Genomic DNA, 16,665 nt, shown 5'->3' with positions numbered 1-16,665 from the left:
CTGCGGGACCCCGGCCACACGCGCCCACCTACCGAATGCGCAGCCCGTGCCTCCCGTCTGGCACGGAGTGGTGAGATCAGCCGGTCCGCTCCCCCGGCCCGGGTGCCTACAGGCACCCAGAGTGCAGCTATGGCGGGTATCAGCGCGCTCCGGTCGACCACACGAACTCGAGAGCGCAGCTATGGCGGGTATCAGCGCGCGTATGTCGCCAGATCTGCGCTCTCGAGGCACTCAAGTCGCCAGAGCTGCGCTCTCGATAAGTCCAAGTCGCCAGACCTGCACACTCGAGGGTCTTTTGCTCGGCGGGACTCCCCAGATGGTCGATGGTGAAGGACGTGGCACTTCAAGCCGCCCAGCGCCAGGCATGATCCCCTTGCCGCACGGTCTCAGCCACGAGGAGCCCCACATTCGGCCCGTGGGAAGGGCAGGAGTGCCGCCCTCGCCCCGCTGAAGGGGCCTTAGCTCCACCCTCGGGGGGGGGGCGAACCCTCAAACCGCCCGAGAGACCCCGAAACGGCCCGAGAGAGCCAGAAAGAGGCCACAAAAAGCCCGCACCCGGAGCGGAACGCCAGACAAGCAGCATTCCGCCCCGGACGCGGGCCGGATGAAGGAATCCGGGCAAGCGGCCCGGGAGAAGCAAAACCTACATATGCACGTGCAGGCGGCGGGCGGCCTCGGAAATCGAACCGGTCAACGACGGGTACACGGTGAACGTGTTCGCCAGGTCATCGACGTGCAGCTTCTGCGTCACGGCAATGGCGATCGGGAAGATCAGCTCCGAGGCGCGCGGCCCCACCACGACGCCGCCGATCACGGTGCCGGAGCCCTTGCGCGAAATGATCTTCACGAAGCCCTCCTTGATCTCCATCATCTTGGCGCGCGCGTTGGTGTGCAGCGAGAGCTTGATGACGTCGCCCTGGTAGCGGCCGTCGGCGATGTCCTGCTCGGTCACCCCCACCGACGCGATTTCCGGCGAGGTGAAGATGTTCGAGGCGACGTTCTTGAGCTTCAGCGGCTTCACGCCGTCGCCCATCAGGTGCGCAATCGCGATCCGGCCCTGCATGGCGGCCACCGAGGCCAGGTTGAAGACTCCGGTGCAGTCGCCCGCGGCGTACACGCTCGGGGCGGTGGTGCGGGAGACGCCGTCGACCCTGATCTGGCCGCGCTCGTCGAGCGCCACCCCTGCCTCCTCCAGCCCGATGTCCGCAGTGTTGGGGATCGCGCCCACCGCCACGAGGCAGTGGCTGCCCTCAACGATGCGGCCGTCCTCGAGCGTCACCAGCACGCCGTCGCCGGTGTTCTTCACGCTTTCGGCCCGCGAGCGGTTCAGCACCGTCATGCCGCGGGCCTGGAACACGTCCTCCAGTACCACGGCGGCATCGGCGTCCTCGCCCGGCAGCACGCGGTCGCGGCTGGAGATCAGCGTGACCTTGGTGCCCAGGCCGTTGTAGGCGGAGGCAAACTCGGCGCCGGTGACGCCGGACCCGATCACGATCAGGTGTTCGGGGATTTCGGTGAGGTTGTACACCTGCTTCCAGGTGAAGATGCGTTCGCCGTCGGGCATCGAGGTCTCGAGTTCGCGCGGGCGGGCGCCCACCGAAATCAGCAGGGCTTCGGCCTCAATCGTCTCGGTGCCGTTTTGCGTGACGACCTCGATGGTCTTGTGGTCCAGCAGCCGGCCCTCGCCGATTTTCACCTTCACGCCGACCCGCTCGAGGGTGCGGCGGATGTCGTTGGACTGTTCCTTGGCCAGGGCCAGGAGCCGGTTGTTGACCATCTTCAGGTCGGCAACGGCGGGCTGGCCGTTGTCGCCGAAGTCCACGCCCAGCGATGAGGCGGAGGAGAAGCGGGTCATCACGTCGGCGGTGGCAATCAGGGTCTTGGAGGGAACGACGTCGGTCAGCACGGCTGACCCGCCCATCCCGTCGCGTTCCACGATGGTGACGTCGGCACCGAGGGACGCGGCCACCATTGCGGCTTCGTATCCTCCGGGGCCGCCGCCGAGGATGGCAATCTTGCGGGCAGTAAAATCAAGTTGGGTCGTCACAGTTGTCCATTCTGTCCCATCCCTGCCCGCTGCTCAAACGGCGGCCCAAACGCCGGGGCAGCAGCCCCGCCCAGACCTCCGGGAGCCGGCATGCTCCTGCAGAGCGGGCGAACTCGCGGTAGGTTGGATTAGTGAACAACGATCCCTTTGAATTAGCCCAGCAGGCCGCCAAGTACATTGCCGAGAAAACCGGTGTGCCCAGCCATGACATTGCCCTGGTCCTCGGCAGCGGCTGGGGCGAGGCCGCCGACCTGATCGGCGAGACCACAGCCACCCTGAACGCCAGCGACATCCCCGGCTTCTCCGCCCCCGCGGTGCAGGGCCATGTGGGCACCATCCGCTCCGTGCTGACGACCTCGGGCAAGCGCGCCCTGGTCCTGGGCGCCCGGACGCATTACTACGAGGGCAAGGGCGTGCGCGCCGTCGTCCACGGCGTGCGCACCGCAGCGGCGGCCGGCGCCAAGGTCATGGTCCTGACCAACGGCTGCGGCGGGCTGAACCCGGACTGGAAGCCGGGCACCCCGGTGCTGATCAGCGACCACCTGAACCTCACGGCCGCGTCGCCGCTGGAAGGTGCCACGTTTGTGGACCTCACCGACCTGTACTCCTCCCGCCTGCGGGACCTGGCCCGCACCGTGGACCCGACCCTGGATGAAGGCGTTTACGCGCAGTTCACCGGCCCGCACTACGAAACCCCGGCCGAGGTCCGCTACGCCAAGACCATCGGCGCGGACCTGGTGGGCATGTCCACCGCGCTGGAGGCCATCGCCGCCCGGCATGCCGGAATGGAGGTGTTCGGCATTTCCCTGGTGACCAACCTGGCCGCCGGCATCAGCGCCGAGCCGCTGAGCCACGCCGAGGTCCTGGAGTCCGGAGCCGCAGCAGGCCCCCGGATCTCCCGCCTGCTGGCTGACATCATCGGCAAGCTCTAGCCAGCTGCCGCTCCCCCTATCTTCGATTCGTAGGTACTACCCATGACGCTGAACCCCACCGAGCTTGATGAGCTCGTGACCACCGCCCAGAGCTGGGCCGATGAAGACCCCGACCCGGCCACCGCCGCTGAACTGCGGGCACTGATCGCTTCGGCGCAGTCCGAAGGCGCCACGGCCGCCGCTGCCGAGGCAGAGCTGGAAGACCGCTTCACCGGCACGCTGGAGTTCGGCACGGCCGGCCTGCGGGCCGCGCTCGGCGCCGGTCCGCGCCGGATGAACCGCGTGGTGGTCCGCCGCACCGCGGCCGGCATCGCCTCTTTCCTGCAGGACACTTCCGGCGACAAGTACACCCCCAGCGCCGTCATCGGCTACGACGCCCGGCACAAGTCCCGGGCCTTCGCACTGGAGACCGCTGCGGTCTTCAGCGCCGCGGGCATCGAGACCTTCCTGCTTCCCTGCACGCTCCCGACGCCGGTGCTTGCCTATGCGGTCCGCGCACTGGACACCGACGCCGGCGTGATGGTCACCGCCAGCCACAATCCGGCCGCGGACAACGGCTACAAGGTCTATCTGGGCGGGCGCACGGTGAAGGGCCCGGGCAAGGGCGCGCAGATCGTCGCCCCGTACGACGCCGAGATCGCCGCGCGCATCGACTACACCGTGCCGCTGGCCAGCATCGACACGGCGCCGGAGGGCTGGACGGACGTTTCCGAATCCATCGTCGCCGACTACATCAACGCGGTGGGCCGGCTGGCGGCGCGCGACCACCTGCCGGAGCGCGACCTGAAGATTGTCCTCACCTCGCTGCACGGCGTGGGCGGGGACACCATGAAGTCGGTGCTGAAGGATGCCGGCTTCCGCAAGGTCATTCCGGTGGCGGCGCAGGCGAAGCCGGATCCGGACTTCCCCACCGTCGCCTTCCCCAACCCGGAGGAACCCGGCGCGCTGGATCTGGCGCTGGAGACCGCCGTCGAGCACGACGCCGATCTCGTCATCGCCAACGATCCCGACGCCGACCGCGTGGCGGTGGCCGCGAAGAATCCGGCCGACGGACAGTGGCGGATGCTGCGCGGCGATGAAGTCGGCGCGCTGCTGGGCCGGCATTTGGCCCGCCGCATCGGGTCCGGGCACTGGAAGGTCCGCGGCGAGAAGGCCAAGACCGGCATCGTGTTCGCCAACTCGATCGTGTCCTCCCGGCTGCTCGCCCGGGTTGCCGAAGCCGCCGGTTTCGCGCATGTGGAAACCCTCACCGGCTTCAAGTGGATTTCCCGCGTGCCGCACCTGACCTACGGCTATGAAGAAGCGCTGGGTTACTGCGTGGCTCCGGGCCTGGTCCGCGACAAGGACGGCATTTCCGCCGGCCTGCTGGTGGCCGAGATGGCCGCCACGCTGAAGGCCGGCGGGCGCACCCTCTTTGACGAACTCGACGACCTGGCGGTGCAGCACGGCCTGCACCTGACGGACCAGCTCTCCGTCCGGGTCTCCGATCTGGGGTTGCTGGGCGAAATGATGGCCCGGCTGCGCTCGGAGCCGCCGGTGTCCTTCGGCGGCTCCGCGGTGCAGAGCGCCGTGGACCTGTCCCAGGGCAGCGGCGAGCTGCCGCCCACGGACGGGCTGAAGTACCTGACCCGGGACAACACCCGGGTGATCATCCGCCCCTCGGGCACCGAGCCGAAGCTCAAGTGCTACCTCGAGGTCATTGTTCCGGTGGACTCCGCTGCCGATCTGCCCGCCGCACGCGAGCAGGGACGCGCCCGCCTCGATGCGGTGCTCGCCGATGTGAACGCGGCGCTGGGCCTGTAAGCCCGAACCCCGGTGAACGGGGATTGAACGCCGATTGAACGCCGATCAGGACCGGTTCCCCGCGGAGCCGGTCCTGATCTGTCTGCGGATGCTGTTACGAGGGCAGGGCTGCGCCGCTGTCCGGCAGCGCTGCGCCGGTGTCCGGCAGGACGACGGCGGCCTCCGGAAGAACGACGGCGGCCTCGGGCAGGGTGCGCCCCTCCCGCAGCAGCGTGGCCACCTGCTCGGCGGGAAGCGGCCGGCTGAAGTAGTAGCCCTGCCCGCTGCAGCACCCCATTTTGTGCAGCTGCTTGGCCTGTGCCGCGGTTTCGATGCCCTCAAACACTGCTTCCATGCCGGCGGCGCGGATCAGGTTGTGCACGGCGGCCACGAACCGCAGCTGGCCGTCGTCGTCGTCAATGTCTTCAATCAGCGACCTGTCCACCTTCACCGTGTCCACCGGCAGCCGGCGCAGGTAGCTGATGGAGGAATAGCCGGTGCCGAAGTCGTCGATCTCCAGCCCGACGCCCAGCGCCTGCAGGGACTTCAGCGAGTAGGTTTCCACCTCTCCCCCGGCGATAAACGCGCTTTCGGTGATTTCCAGGATCAACGACGACGCCGGCATTCCGGTCTCGCGCAGCGCCCGGCGCACGTAGTCCACCAGGTCCATGCTCTGCAGCTCGGACGCTGCCAGGTTGACCCGTACCTGGAACTGGTCCTCCGGGCGCAGCAGGGCGCACCAGCCGGCCAGCTGCTCAAGGGCGGTTCGCAGCACCCAGCGGCCGATGCCCACAATCAGTCCGGTGTCCTCGGCCAGCGGAATGAAGGAGTCGGGCATGATCAGGCCGCGGGTGGGATGATGCCAGCGCACCAGGGCCTCCACGCCCTGCAGCTTGCCGGTTTCCAGCTCCACCACCGGCTGGTAGACCAGCTGCAGCTCTCCGCGGGTGACGGCGTGCCGCAGTTCACCGGCCAGATCCCGGCGCAGCTGCCGGCTGTACAGCATCACCGGTTCGAAGAACTTGATCCGCTGGTGCACGTCGTCCTTGGCCGCGTACATGGCGGTGTCGGCCCGCAGCAGGATGTCGCTGCCGGCTTCATCGGGCACAGCCAGGTGGATGCCGATGCTGGCGCGGGGCCAGACATCCAGATCGTCCAGCTGGATCCGCAGTTTCAGGGCCTCCATGATCCTGGTGGCCGCGTTGCGGGACTGCTGCGCCGTTGAAACGGGCAGCAGCACGGCGAATTCGTCACCGCCCAAGCGGGCGACGGCGCTCTCGGCTCCCGCCGCCCCGACCAGGCGGGTGGCAATCTTCATCAGGACGAGGTCGCCGGCATGATGACCGAAACTGTCATTGATGTCCTTGAACCCGTCCAGGTCGATCATCAGCACTGCCGGCCCCAGGCCGCCCTCGGGGCGGGCCTGAACCGCGTTGTCGAGCGCCTGGCGGAGCGAGGACCGGTTCCCCACGCCGGTGAGGGGATCGGTCATGGCCATGTGCTGCATTTGTTCGTGGGCTTCGCGCAGCTCCTGGGTGCGGGTTTCCACGCGATCCTCGAAGTCGGCGTAGACCTCGCTCAGTTCGCCGGCGAGCAGGTTGATGCCGGTGATGACCGCGTCCACCTGGTCCCGCGCCTTCGACGTCGGAATGTAGGTGCTCAGGTCTCCGGACGCCATCCGGATGATGCCCTCGACCACCTGGCTCAGCCGGTCGTCGTCGAGCTCCGGGTGGGGCTCAGGCGCTGGATCAGGCGCTGGATCAGGCACTGCGGAGGACCGGGCAGAAGGGTCAGGCAACAGCATGCTTTCTCTTCAGCCAGGCCAGGGCCTCCGCTTCGGTGGAGAAATACCGGGTGGGGCAGGGCTGGACGTTGCCGCCCAGCAGGAAGTTGGCGATCACCCGGTCCACGGGCGAGACGCCAAGTACGGCTACGGCTTCAAGTGACCCGGCGTTGCCGAAGACGGTACGCGCGCCTCGGGTCAGTGCTTCAACGCCGGTCAGGACCAGGAGCATCGGTATCTTGTTGGAACCGGCCAAGCGGTCCACTTCTTCGGCTGCCGTTGCGGCCATGGCCCCGGTGACCACTCCTCCGGGCGGCAGCGTCAGGACAAGGTGGCCTTCCGGTGCGACGACGACGTCCGGTGCGGCTGCGGGGTTGATCTCGAGAAGGTCACCGGTATCTGGGGCCGCATTAAAGCTTTCCGGCTCTCTGGAGGTGGATATATCGCTTTCCTTATAGTCCTGCTGTGTCATGCTTCCCCCCGGTAGCGTCACGACTTTCTGCGCACTGACTCCGCCGTGTCGTTCCGCGCCGATCTCAGAATTTACTTATAGTTTGCCGGCCTGCAACTCCTATGCCGGGACGTCTCCGCTTAGGACCCGTTGATGCTTTCAATAACTCGTTTGGCTTCAGAAGCCATTCGGCGGGAACCATGAATTATGAATACCTTCTCGGAATGGGCCGCTGCTTCCAGTGCTTCATCATTCCGCCCAAGCTCACGCAATGCAAGAGCTGCAACGTATTCCACCTCGGCAAGAGAGTGTTCGGGAAGCAGGTCTCGATGTTCGAGAATTTCTCCCAACCTTTCCGCGGATTCCTCGGCTTTGCCTGTGAGAAGGAGCCAGTGGGCCCGCGCCATGGATATCTCAAGTTCCTGAAAGGCACTGCCGCCTGTGACGGAATTTGCCAGTTCGGCACGTTCAATACATTCCAGCGTCTCCGAGTCTGCAATGCCCGCCGCGAGGCGAACGAGGGCCGAGCCCTTGTTGAACTGAGCCCAAGTATTCACATCGTTGCCTGGTGCGAGGTTTTCGGCTGCCAATGAGTGGTAGTAGGCCCCGTTCTCGGGGTCGTCCGCCAAGAAGGCCACGTTACCCACTGCCCAATAGGCCTTCCCCGCGGTTTCTTGGTCACTCTCTTCATGCGCAAGTTTCGCCATCTCTTGCGCATACGTCCATGCCTCGTCCTCTTGTCCGCTCTCTGCCAGAGCGGCGACCAGGCTATGGAGCATTTCGATTTCGCCTATACCGTCGTCCGTCCCAGCACCACCCAGGGCTGCAACTTCCTGAGCCAAGACCAGCGATTCCCCGACTTGGCCTAGGATCTGCAGGGCCCGGGAGTACAGAGCTTTTGTGCGCGCCAGCATCCTTCGATCCCCTTGAACAGCGGGATGCTCGGAAAGTTCCTTGGCGCTTGCGGCAAACTCTTGCATGTCTCCCAGCTCAAGCTGGCACTCTGCAAGCAGCAAACTCATTCGCCAGTAGCCGATGGAATCTGACTTGACCAAGGCCTTCTCCGCAGCAACGGCTGCGTACTCCTGAGCAGCTTTGTATTCCCGGCGTTCCCAATGCTGGCGGGCCCGGTATTCATTCAGTATCTGGTCGACGGAGTTGTCCACGGCACCTTACTTCATGCTTGTCTGCGGGTGTATCGGATTCACACTACTCCAGGTCCTGCTGGAACGTTGCTTGATCCCGAACAGCGCCGGTCATGCGCAGGGAAAATGGATTCGAGATGCACGGCACGGATGGCGATTCAAACAACATACGGAATTTTGGGTCAAAATCATGGTTTTATCAGTATTGTTTGTGCTGTCTCTGTTGTTCCGTTCCATTACCACTTTGGAGAAGTTAAATGAAGAAACTTGGATCCGCTTTACTTCTTGCCGCGACCATCGCCGTTGTCGGTGGCGCAGCGCCTGCTGCTGCCGCCACATTGAGCTCAGCACCTGCTGTTGTCGAGCCGTCGGGCAAGTGGCCGGTTATTCTCTAGCCAGTAACACAAACGCTTATGGTCGGGACCGGGTCACAAACACGGCTCCGACCATAAGTTGTTCCCGCGCCCAGACAGCACCCCCCACCGTTGCATGGCAAGATAGTGGGCATGTCTACACCCATTGCGTCCTTCATTGACCACACGCTCCTCAAGCCCGAGGCCAGCCGCGACGACATCCTGAAAGTCTGCGCCGAAGCCGCCGAGTACGGGTTCAAGTCCGTCTGTGTGAACCCGCTGTGGGTAGGCACCGTCCGCAATGCCCTCAAGGGCAGCGGCGTGCTGACCTGCTCCGTGATCGGTTTCCCGCTGGGCGCGACCACCACCGAGGTCAAGGTCTTCGAAGCCCGGGGCGCTCTGCAGGACGGCGCCGATGAGATCGACATGGTCATCGACATCGCAGCCGCCCGCCGCCACGACTACGACGCCCTGGTCCGCGACATCGCCGCCGTTGCCGACGAAGTCCATACCGGCGACGGCATCCTGAAGGTCATCATCGAAACATCGCTGCTCACCGACGAGCAGAAGGTCCTCGCCTGCCAGGCGGCCGTCGAAGCCGGCGCCGATTTCGTGAAAACCTCCACCGGATTCAACGGCGGCGGAGCCACGGTGGAGGACGTCGCACTGATGCGCAAGACGGTCGGCCCGGACCTTGGTGTGAAGGCCTCCGGCGGAGTCCGCTCGCGCGAAGACGCCCAGGCAATGATCGACGCCGGAGCCACGCGTATCGGGGCAAGCTCCGGTATCGCTATTGTTAAGGGTGGGAACGCCGCGTCGGACTACTGATCCGCCGGCTACTAAAACTTTTTGAAACGGAGAACACCATGGCAGGAACACGGTCCAAGCAGCCCACGCACTCGGGTGAAGGGCACCTTGTCAGCAACCTCGTCACCTTTGTCATCTTCCTGGCAATCTTCCTGGTCGGGCTCTACTCCCTGACCTGGCTGTCCCTGGACAACGTCTGGCCGATGGCCATCTGCCTGGGCCTGGCCACCCTGGCCTACTTCGTTCCGTTCATGATGGGACGCTCGGACAGCGCCGAGGTTCTGGCCGAGGGCCGCGTACCCAGCAAGTAACAGCACAAGCCAGCATCCTCGTCCACGCAACCCCACGTCAGGGTTGCGTGGACGAGTGCTTTAACGAGTAGTTTTCGGCGCGAAGGCGCGTAGTGACTACGCTGAGCGCACGATGCCGGCCCGTTCTATATTCGAGCCATGAGCATCACTATGACACGCCGCGAATGGCGCCAGGACCGGGCACGCCAGCAGCGCATCGTCCACATCGGATACGGAATCGTGGTCGCCACAGCTCTGATGTCTGTGGCCGTCTTCATCGTTGCCCTGACCAACGGCGGCCACTGACCGACCGCCAGTGACCGGACGCCAGCCGGACGCCCGGCGACAGGGCGCCGGGCATCCGGCACGCGGCTAGTCCTTGAACACCGCGTCCACGACCTTCTGCGCCCAGGCCAGGATCTCGGCGTCGACCAGGTCCCGCCCGCCGATCCGCGCGGTCTTGGGCTTGGGCACCAGCACCGCGTTCAGCGCCGGCTTCACCTGGGCGCCCGGGAACAGCCGCTGCAGGCGCATGGTCCGCGATTCGGGCAGGTCCGCCGGGGCGAACTTGATGAAGTTCCCCTGCAGCGCCACGTCCGTCAGTCCGGCCTCGCGGGCGTTGACCCGGAACTGGGCCACCTCGATCAGGTTCTGCACGGCCTGCGGCGGCTCGCCGTAGCGGTCCACCAGTTCCGCCAGCACCTCGTCGATCGCCTCGTGGGTGAGAGCTGAGGCCAGCTTGCGGTAGGCCTCCAGGCGCAGCCGTTCCCCCGGCACGTAGTCGTGCGGCAGGTGCGCGTTGACCGGAAGCTCGATCTTCATCTCCGCTGCCTTCTCCTCGGCCTCGCCGCGGTAATCCGCCACGGCCTCGCCGACCAGCCGGATGTAGAGGTCAAAGCCGACGCCGGCAATGTGCCCGGACTGTTCCCCGCCGAGCAGGTTGCCGGCCCCGCGGATCTCCAGGTCCTTCATCGCCAGCTGCATGCCGGCGCCGAGCTCGTTGTGAGTGGCCACGGCCTTCAACCGTTCCAGCGCCACCTCGCCCAGCGGCTTCTCCGACGGATACAGGAAGTACGCGTAGGCACGCTCCCGGCCGCGGCCCACGCGGCCGCGCAGCTGGTGCAGCTGGGACAGGCCGAAGTGGTCGGCGCGGTCCACGATCAGCGTGTTGGCGTTGGAAATGTCCAGCCCGGTTTCGATGATGGTGGTGCACACCAGCACGTCAAAGCGCTTTTCCCAGAAGTCCACGATGATCTGCTCAAGCTTGGACTCGCCCATCTGCCCGTGCGCGACGGCGATGCGCGCCTCCGGGACCAGCTCGCGCAGGCGCGCGGCGGTGCCGTCGATCGACGACACCCGGTTGTGCACGAAGAACACCTGCCCCTCGCGCATCAGCTCGCGGCGGATCGCGGCGGACGCCTGCCGGTCCGTGTACGGGCCCACGTAGGTCAGCACCGGATGGCGCTCCTCCGGCGGGGTGGCCAGCGTGGAGGTTTCCCGGATGCCGGTCAGCGACATCTCGAGCGTGCGCGGAATCGGGGTGGCGCTCATCGCCAGGACGTCCACGTTGGTGCGCATCTTCTTCAGCGCTTCCTTGTGCTCGACGCCGAAGCGCTGCTCCTCATCCACGATCACCAGGCCCAGGTCCTTGAACTGGACCTCCTGCGAGAGCAGCCGGTGCGTGCCGATGACCACGTCAACGGACCCGTTCTTCACGCCCTCAATGGTTTCCTTGGCCTGCTTGGAGGTCTGGAACCGGGACAGCGAATCCACCCGGACCGGGAACCCGGAGAAGCGTTCGCCGAAGGTTTCCATGTGCTGCTGGGCCAGCAGCGTGGTGGGCACCAGCACGGCCACCTGCTTGCCGTCCTGCACCGCCTTGAACGCGGCGCGCACAGCGATCTCGGTCTTGCCGTAGCCCACGTCGCCGGAGACCAGCCGGTCCATGGGAACTTCCTTCTCCATGTCCGCCTTGACCTCGTTGATCGTGGTCAGCTGGTCCGGAGTTTCCACATACGGGAACGCCTCCTCCAGCTCGCGTTGCCAGGGGGTGTCCTTCGCGAACGCATGCCCCTTGGACGCCATCCGGGCCGAGTAGAGCCGGATCAGCTCGCCGGCAATCTCCTTGACCGCCTTGCGCGCCCGGGACTTGGTCTTGGCCCAGTCCGAGCCGCCCATCTTGGACAGCACCGGGGTTTCCCCGCCCACGTAGCGGGTGATCTGGTCCAGCTGGTCGGTGGGCACAAACAGCCGGTCGCCGGGGCCGCCGCGCTTCGCCGGCGCGTATTCGAGCACCAGGTACTCGCGCACGGTCTTGCTGGCACCGGCGCCGGTGGCCCGCTGGATGAGCTCCACAAACTTGCCCACGCCGTGCTGCTCGTGCACCACAAAGTCGCCCTCGTGCAGCTGCAGGGGGTCGACGGCGTTGCGCCGCTTCGAGGGCATCTTGCGCATGTCCCGGGTGGAGTAGGCGCTGGCCCGGCCCAGCAGGTCGGCCTCGGTCAGCAGGCCGGTCTTCAGCCCGTCTAAGACATAGCCGCGGCCGGCGCTGGCGGTGGTGATGGAGATGATCCCCGGCACCGGCTCGGTGTCCACCGACTCCGTGAGCGACGCCGGAATGTCGTTGTCCCGGAACAGCTCGGCCAGCCGCGCGGCCGGGCCGGGACCCTCGGTGACGACGACGACGCGCCAGGCGTCGCGGACCCGGGAGCCGATGAACTCCATCATTTCCGCCACGTCGCCCTGGTAACCGCGCGGTTCACGGGCGTTGATGGTCAGGGTGTCGATATCCAGGACGGTTTCGTCGTCGGGGTTGAAGGAGGTGATGGACCACCAGCCCACGGAGTTGGCCAGCGCCGCGGACCGGGTGTCGGTCAGGGACCGGAAGCTGGCGGCCTCCAGATCGGCGCTGATGCCGGCGGACAGATCCAGCGGCGCGGAACCGCCGTCGGACGCCGTGGCCCAGGCGGCGGCGAGGAACTCCTCGTTGGTGGCGGCGAGGTCGTGCGCGCGGGCGCGGACCTTCTCTGGTTCGATCACGACGGAGAGCGATCCGGCGGGCAGCTCGCCCATCAGCGGAACCATCTCATCGACCAGGACCGGGGCCAGGGATTCCATCCCCTCGACGGCGATGCCGCCGGCGATCTTCTCCAGCATGTCGGCGGCCGCGGGCATGGAGCCCTGCAGCTTCGCGGCACGGCTCATCACCGAGGGGGTGATGAGGATTTCGCGGCACGGCGGCGCAAACAGTTCGGTGGGATGCGTGACGTTCGGCCCGGTGAGGGTGCGCTGGTCGGCGACGGCGAACCAGCGCATCGAATCCACCTCGTCGCCGAAGAAGTCGATCCGGATGGGATGGTCCTCGGTGGGCGGAAAGACATCCAGGATGCCGCCGCGGACGGCGAACTCGCCGCGGTGCGAGACCATGTCCACCCGCGCGTAGGCGGCTTCGGAGAGGGCCTTGACGACGGCGTCGAACTGCCGCTCCTCCCCCACTTTCAGGGACACCGGCTGCAGGTCGCCGAGCCCGGCAACGAGCGGCTGCACGACGGCGCGCACCGGGGCCACGATCACGGAGATCGGATGGCCCTCGGGATGGGCGAGCCGGCGCAGCACCGACAGCCGCCGACCCACGGTGTCCGAGCGCGGCGAGAGCCGTTCATGCGGCAGGGTTTCCCAGGACGGAAATTCCTCGATCCCGGCCAGCGGCAGGTAGGAGCGCAGCGCGGCGGCCAGGTCCTCGGCCTCGCGGCCCGTCGCGGTGATGGCCAGCACCACCGGCGGTGCCGTGGCCGCGTTGCCGGTGCCGGCGTCGTCGGCCGCAGCGGCGAGCCCGTCGACCATTTCCGCCAGCAGCGCCGCGCGCATCCCCTGCGGGGCGCCGATCTGCATGTCTTCGCTGCGGCGCTCGGGGGTGCGCGAAGCGAGGGTTCGCACCCGTGCGTAGGACGGGTCTTCGGCCAGTGCGGCGCGCAGTCCGTTCAGACTCATGGGCAGGGGCTCTCCTTGGCTGAGGCGCTGCCGCCGGGTGCGGCGGCAGCTTGGGTGAGGCAAAGCAACGCAAATACCCGAAGTTCACTAGGAACCCCGGGGCTTTTCTTCCAGCCTACCTGCTGGGGTGGGGCACGAAAGGCCTCGTCCGCTGCGGGCTGATGGAGGGCTTCGTCGGGCCGGATCTGCTGTCCGGGCTGCTGGGTTGCCGGGTTGCCGGCTGCCGCGTTGTCGGGTTCCGGGTTGCCGGGTTCCGGGTTGCCGGGTTCCGGGTTGCCGGGTTCCGGGTTGCCGTTCCGGGTTGCCGCGTTTCCGGCTTCCTGGCTGTTGGGTTGCCGGCTTCCGGGCTGCGGGCTGCTGCCGTCTCGGGCATTTCCAGCCGATCCGGGCATACCCTGCCGTTCGGGGCATTTCCAGCCGGTCCGCAGGGGTAAGAAATGCCCCAAACGGTCGATTCTGCCCGAAAAGGAGGATTCTCCACTCCGACCCGGGCAAATCCCTGCCGGTTTGGGATTCTGCTGCCAGTTTGGGATTCTGCTGCCGGTTCGTAGTGGCAGCAGATTCACAAAACGGTCGATTTGTCACAAAACGGAGTGTTTCGCGCAGACCCCGATAACCGCATCTGCCGTCACGGGCCACCTACCCACCTCCCGCTCCGCTTTCCAGCCGTTCCGGGCAAACCCTGCCGTTCCGGCCAAGCCCTGCCGTTTTGGGCAATTCCAGCCGTTCCGGGCAATTCCAGCTGTTCCGGGCAAACCCTGCCGTTCCGGGCAGTTCCAGCCGGTCCGCAGGGGTAAGAAATGCCCCAAACGGTCGATTCCGCCCGCAGGGAGGGTTTGCCACGCCGACCCCGGGCAAATCCCTGCCGGTTTGGGGTTCTGCTGCCAGTTTGGGATTCTGCTGCCGGTTCGCAGGGGCAGCAGAATCCCAAAACGGTCGATCCCGCCCCAAAGGGACGTCGATCCCGCCCGAAAGGGACAGGGTTCCACGCCCCGGACAGCAAGGGAGGCGGAAAGCTCACAGCCGGAGCCCTCCGCCTTCCACCCGGGTTTCTTCACCGTGGCACTACTTCCGCCCGGGCATTACTTCCTCCCGGCGTTACCGCCTCAAGGCATCACTGCCTCAAGGCACTACTTCACCAGGACGTCACCGCGGTACTGCAGCTCCGGTCCGGCCGGAGCCGTCCGCTGCTGGGCATCGACCCCGGCACCGCCGCGCAGATCAGCCTCAGTCCGGGCAAACGTCAGCACCGAGTGCGCCACGGCGTCGGACATCTGGTCCAGCGCTGTCCAGCTGACGTTCCCCAGGTCGTCGCAAGCCTGGTGGTAGCAGGAGTCGTACGCTTCCCCGGCCGTTCCGCCGAACAGCGCCGCTTCCTCCTCCGTCTTGATGTCTTCGGCACCGGAGAACAGGCCGCCGGCGGGAATGCCTGCCGTGATGAACGCCGAGTAGTCCGACCGGCCGCTGAACTCGGTGGGCGCCGACTCCAAGGATTGGGAGGCGAAGTACTCCTCGAACACGCTCTCGATCTCAGCCGACCCCTCGGGACCGGCCAGGTCAAAGGCATCGCCGTCGCCGTCGTACACAAACCGGACAAAGTTCGGTGAGCCCACCATGTCGAAGTTCAGGTTTGCCAGGGTTCCGGCGATCCCCGCTTCGTCGAGCTGGGAGACGTAGTGGTTCGAACCGATCAAGCTATCCTCCTCGCTGCCCCAGAACGCGAAGCGCACCCGGTTCTCCAGCGGATTCTTCTTGGCGTTCTTGGCCAGCTGCACCGCGGTCTCCAGGACGGCGGCGCTGCCACTGCCGTTGTCGTTGATCCCCGGGCCCTCGGCCACGGAGTCCAGGTGGGCGCCGACGACGACGGTGCGCTCCGGATCCCCGGTCCGGGTGTCCGCCAGGACGTTGAAGGAATTGATGACCTGCACCGCCGAGTCCACGGCGATCCGCAGTTCCGCCCCCGGCGTGCCGGCGAGCGCCTCGCCGAGCGCGAAGGTGGCGCTGACAGCGGGAATCGCCGCCTCGGCACCGAGCGTGCCGTTGAGGATACCGGAGCGTTCCTCGGTGTTGCCCTGGTTGAAAAGCACCGCGCCCGCGGCTCCGGCGTCGGCGGCGTTCTGCACCTTGACGGCGAAGTCACACTCCCCGCGCTGGAGCAGCGCAATGTCTCCGGCGGCAAAGCCGATGAAGTCCTCCGGCTCGCACCCTGAGGTGTTGACCCGGTCGCCGGCGAGGTTGATGTCCACGGGGGTGACCGCTGCGGTGACGTCTCCGGCGCCGGAGAATGTCATGGTGGTGAAGTCAGTCCCTGCCGTGTACACGGTGGGAGTGGGCGCGGTTTGTTCCAGCGCTTCGCCGAGCAGCTCGAACTGGCCATAGGTGAACTCCTGCCGCACGGGCCGGTAGCCGGCCCGGCGCAGCTCCGATTCGATGTACTGCGCGGACGCCTCGTAGCCTGGGGTGCCGGCGGCCCGGTTGCCGCCGTTCACATCGGCCGCCTCCTGCAGCTCTTCCAAGTGCTCAAAAACGTTCTTGACGGTGACCTTCGAGCGCAGCTTCGCGCTCTCATCCTTGACCGGTTTTCCGTAACCCGGCTTCCCCGGCTTCCCGTATCCCGGTTTCCCGTACTCCGGCTTCCCCGGTTTCCCCGGCTTCCCGTAGCCCGGCTTCCCCTTTCCGGGATGCTGCCCGGAACCGTATCCCGCGCCGCCGACCCCGGCACCATTAACTTCGGCGGCATCGATCTCGGCGGCGTACACCGGAGCGGCAGTGCCGGCGGCAAGGACAACCGCGGCGGCGAGCGCAGCGCCGCGGAGTGTTCGTTGTGTTTTCATGCTTCCCCTAGGAGTGCGAGTGATGAGCCCCGATCCGGGGCACATGCCGCCGAGGCTAGGGCTCCGCAGGGGCGGCCGGAACCGCAGTCCCCACGCTGGCCGGAACCTGCCCCGAAAAACCGGCAATCCGCCGTCGTACGCGTGACGTGGGCGGTCCGGCCCGCTACGTTGCCAACTTTTCGGGCCACCCCGCCGGCCGGAGGCCCAATGCGCGGGCCCGTTATGGTTTTTCACCGCAGGCCCTGCCACGC

12 protein-coding genes are annotated in these 16,665 nt (G+C 66.5%); 6 read left to right on the top strand and 6 right to left on the bottom strand.

Annotated features, from left to right (window positions below):
- Window positions 1-643: 643 nt before the first annotated feature.
- A complete protein-coding gene (locus QNN99_RS14470) occupies window positions 644-2,047 on the bottom strand; it encodes an NAD(P)H-quinone dehydrogenase (RefSeq protein ID WP_229967310.1) in 1,404 nt (467 codons plus the stop codon).
- A gap of 131 nt (window positions 2,048-2,178) precedes the next feature.
- On the opposite strand from QNN99_RS14470, the gene QNN99_RS14465 reads away from it, so the two are divergent.
- Both QNN99_RS14465 and QNN99_RS14460 read left to right on the top strand, forming a co-directional pair.
- Window positions 2,179-2,979, top strand: coding sequence for a purine-nucleoside phosphorylase (locus tag QNN99_RS14465; protein ID WP_229967308.1), 801 nt, complete (start codon window positions 2,179-2,181; stop codon window positions 2,977-2,979).
- A gap of 42 nt (window positions 2,980-3,021) precedes the next feature.
- Window positions 3,022-4,782, top strand: coding sequence for a phospho-sugar mutase (locus QNN99_RS14460; protein ID WP_229967307.1), 1,761 nt, complete (start codon window positions 3,022-3,024; stop codon window positions 4,780-4,782).
- Between the two features lie 94 nt (window positions 4,783-4,876).
- Here QNN99_RS14460 and QNN99_RS14455 read toward each other — a convergent pair whose 3' ends face one another.
- The 3 genes from QNN99_RS14455 to QNN99_RS14445 all read right to left on the bottom strand — a co-directional run bounded on the left by QNN99_RS14455 (window position 4,877) and on the right by QNN99_RS14445 (window position 8,161).
- Window positions 4,877-6,529 carry a putative bifunctional diguanylate cyclase/phosphodiesterase gene (locus QNN99_RS14455; RefSeq protein ID WP_331461789.1) on the bottom strand — a complete coding sequence of 551 codons (1,653 nt, stop codon included), beginning with the start codon at window positions 6,527-6,529 and terminating at the stop codon, window positions 4,877-4,879.
- A 22-nt stretch (window positions 6,530-6,551) separates the two neighbouring features.
- A complete protein-coding gene (locus tag QNN99_RS14450; RefSeq protein WP_229967305.1) occupies window positions 6,552-7,016 on the bottom strand; it encodes a SpoIIAA family protein in 465 nt (154 codons plus the stop codon).
- A 119-nt stretch (window positions 7,017-7,135) separates the two neighbouring features.
- Window positions 7,136-8,161: a hypothetical protein gene (locus tag QNN99_RS14445; protein ID WP_229967303.1), complete on the bottom strand. Its 1,026-nt coding sequence runs from the start codon at window positions 8,159-8,161 to the stop codon at window positions 7,136-7,138.
- 236 nt (window positions 8,162-8,397) lie between these two features.
- Here QNN99_RS14445 and QNN99_RS14440 point away from each other — a divergent pair, with 236 nt between their 5' ends.
- From QNN99_RS14440 to QNN99_RS14425, 4 genes are all read left to right on the top strand, one after another.
- Window positions 8,398-8,535, top strand: a complete 138-nt coding sequence (locus QNN99_RS14440) for a hypothetical protein (protein ID WP_229967301.1) — start codon at window positions 8,398-8,400, stop codon at window positions 8,533-8,535.
- A gap of 111 nt (window positions 8,536-8,646) precedes the next feature.
- A complete protein-coding gene (deoC, locus tag QNN99_RS14435) occupies window positions 8,647-9,321 on the top strand; it encodes a deoxyribose-phosphate aldolase (protein ID WP_229967299.1) in 675 nt (224 codons plus the stop codon).
- A gap of 38 nt (window positions 9,322-9,359) precedes the next feature.
- Window positions 9,360-9,611 (top strand): hypothetical protein, encoded by a 252-nt coding sequence (locus QNN99_RS14430; RefSeq protein ID WP_229967297.1) that lies wholly within the window; start codon window positions 9,360-9,362, stop codon window positions 9,609-9,611.
- Window positions 9,612-9,749: 138 nt separating this feature from the next.
- Complete coding sequence (locus tag QNN99_RS14425; RefSeq protein WP_229967295.1) at window positions 9,750-9,896, top strand: hypothetical protein; 147 nt, start codon at window positions 9,750-9,752, stop codon at window positions 9,894-9,896.
- A gap of 66 nt (window positions 9,897-9,962) precedes the next feature.
- Here the strand turns inward: QNN99_RS14425 and mfd are convergent, their stop codons facing one another.
- Both mfd and QNN99_RS14415 read right to left on the bottom strand, forming a co-directional pair.
- The gene (mfd, locus tag QNN99_RS14420) at window positions 9,963-13,580 is read right to left on the bottom strand and encodes a transcription-repair coupling factor (RefSeq protein WP_229967293.1); all 3,618 of its coding nucleotides are present in this window, start codon (window positions 13,578-13,580) and stop codon (window positions 9,963-9,965) included.
- A gap of 1,130 nt (window positions 13,581-14,710) precedes the next feature.
- Complete coding sequence (locus tag QNN99_RS14415; protein ID WP_229967291.1) at window positions 14,711-16,414, bottom strand: M28 family metallopeptidase; 1,704 nt, start codon at window positions 16,412-16,414, stop codon at window positions 14,711-14,713.
- Between the last annotated feature and the right edge of the window lie 251 nt (window positions 16,415-16,665).

Source organism: Arthrobacter sp. zg.Y820 (assembly GCF_030125555.1).
Lineage (GTDB): Bacteria > Actinomycetota > Actinomycetes > Actinomycetales > Micrococcaceae > Arthrobacter_B.
This window is presented reverse-complemented; position numbering and strand designations above follow the sequence as displayed.

What these genes read in the sequence shown, in the direction of transcription:
- QNN99_RS14460 (WP_229967307.1), top strand. Translation starts at nt 3,022, where the DNA reads ATGACGCTGAACCCCACCGAGCTTGATGAGCTCGTGACCACCGCCCAG.
- QNN99_RS14450 (WP_229967305.1), bottom strand. Translation starts at nt 7,016, where the DNA reads ATGACACAGCAGGACTATAAGGAAAGCGATATATCCACCTCCAGAGAG.
- QNN99_RS14440 (WP_229967301.1), top strand. Translation starts at nt 8,398, where the DNA reads ATGAAGAAACTTGGATCCGCTTTACTTCTTGCCGCGACCATCGCCGTT.
- deoC (WP_229967299.1), top strand. Translation starts at nt 8,647, where the DNA reads ATGTCTACACCCATTGCGTCCTTCATTGACCACACGCTCCTCAAGCCC.
- QNN99_RS14430 (WP_229967297.1), top strand. Translation starts at nt 9,360, where the DNA reads ATGGCAGGAACACGGTCCAAGCAGCCCACGCACTCGGGTGAAGGGCAC.
- QNN99_RS14425 (WP_229967295.1), top strand. Translation starts at nt 9,750, where the DNA reads ATGAGCATCACTATGACACGCCGCGAATGGCGCCAGGACCGGGCACGC.
- mfd (WP_229967293.1), bottom strand. Translation starts at nt 13,580, where the DNA reads ATGAGTCTGAACGGACTGCGCGCCGCACTGGCCGAAGACCCGTCCTAC.
- QNN99_RS14415 (WP_229967291.1), bottom strand. Translation starts at nt 16,414, where the DNA reads ATGAAAACACAACGAACACTCCGCGGCGCTGCGCTCGCCGCCGCGGTT.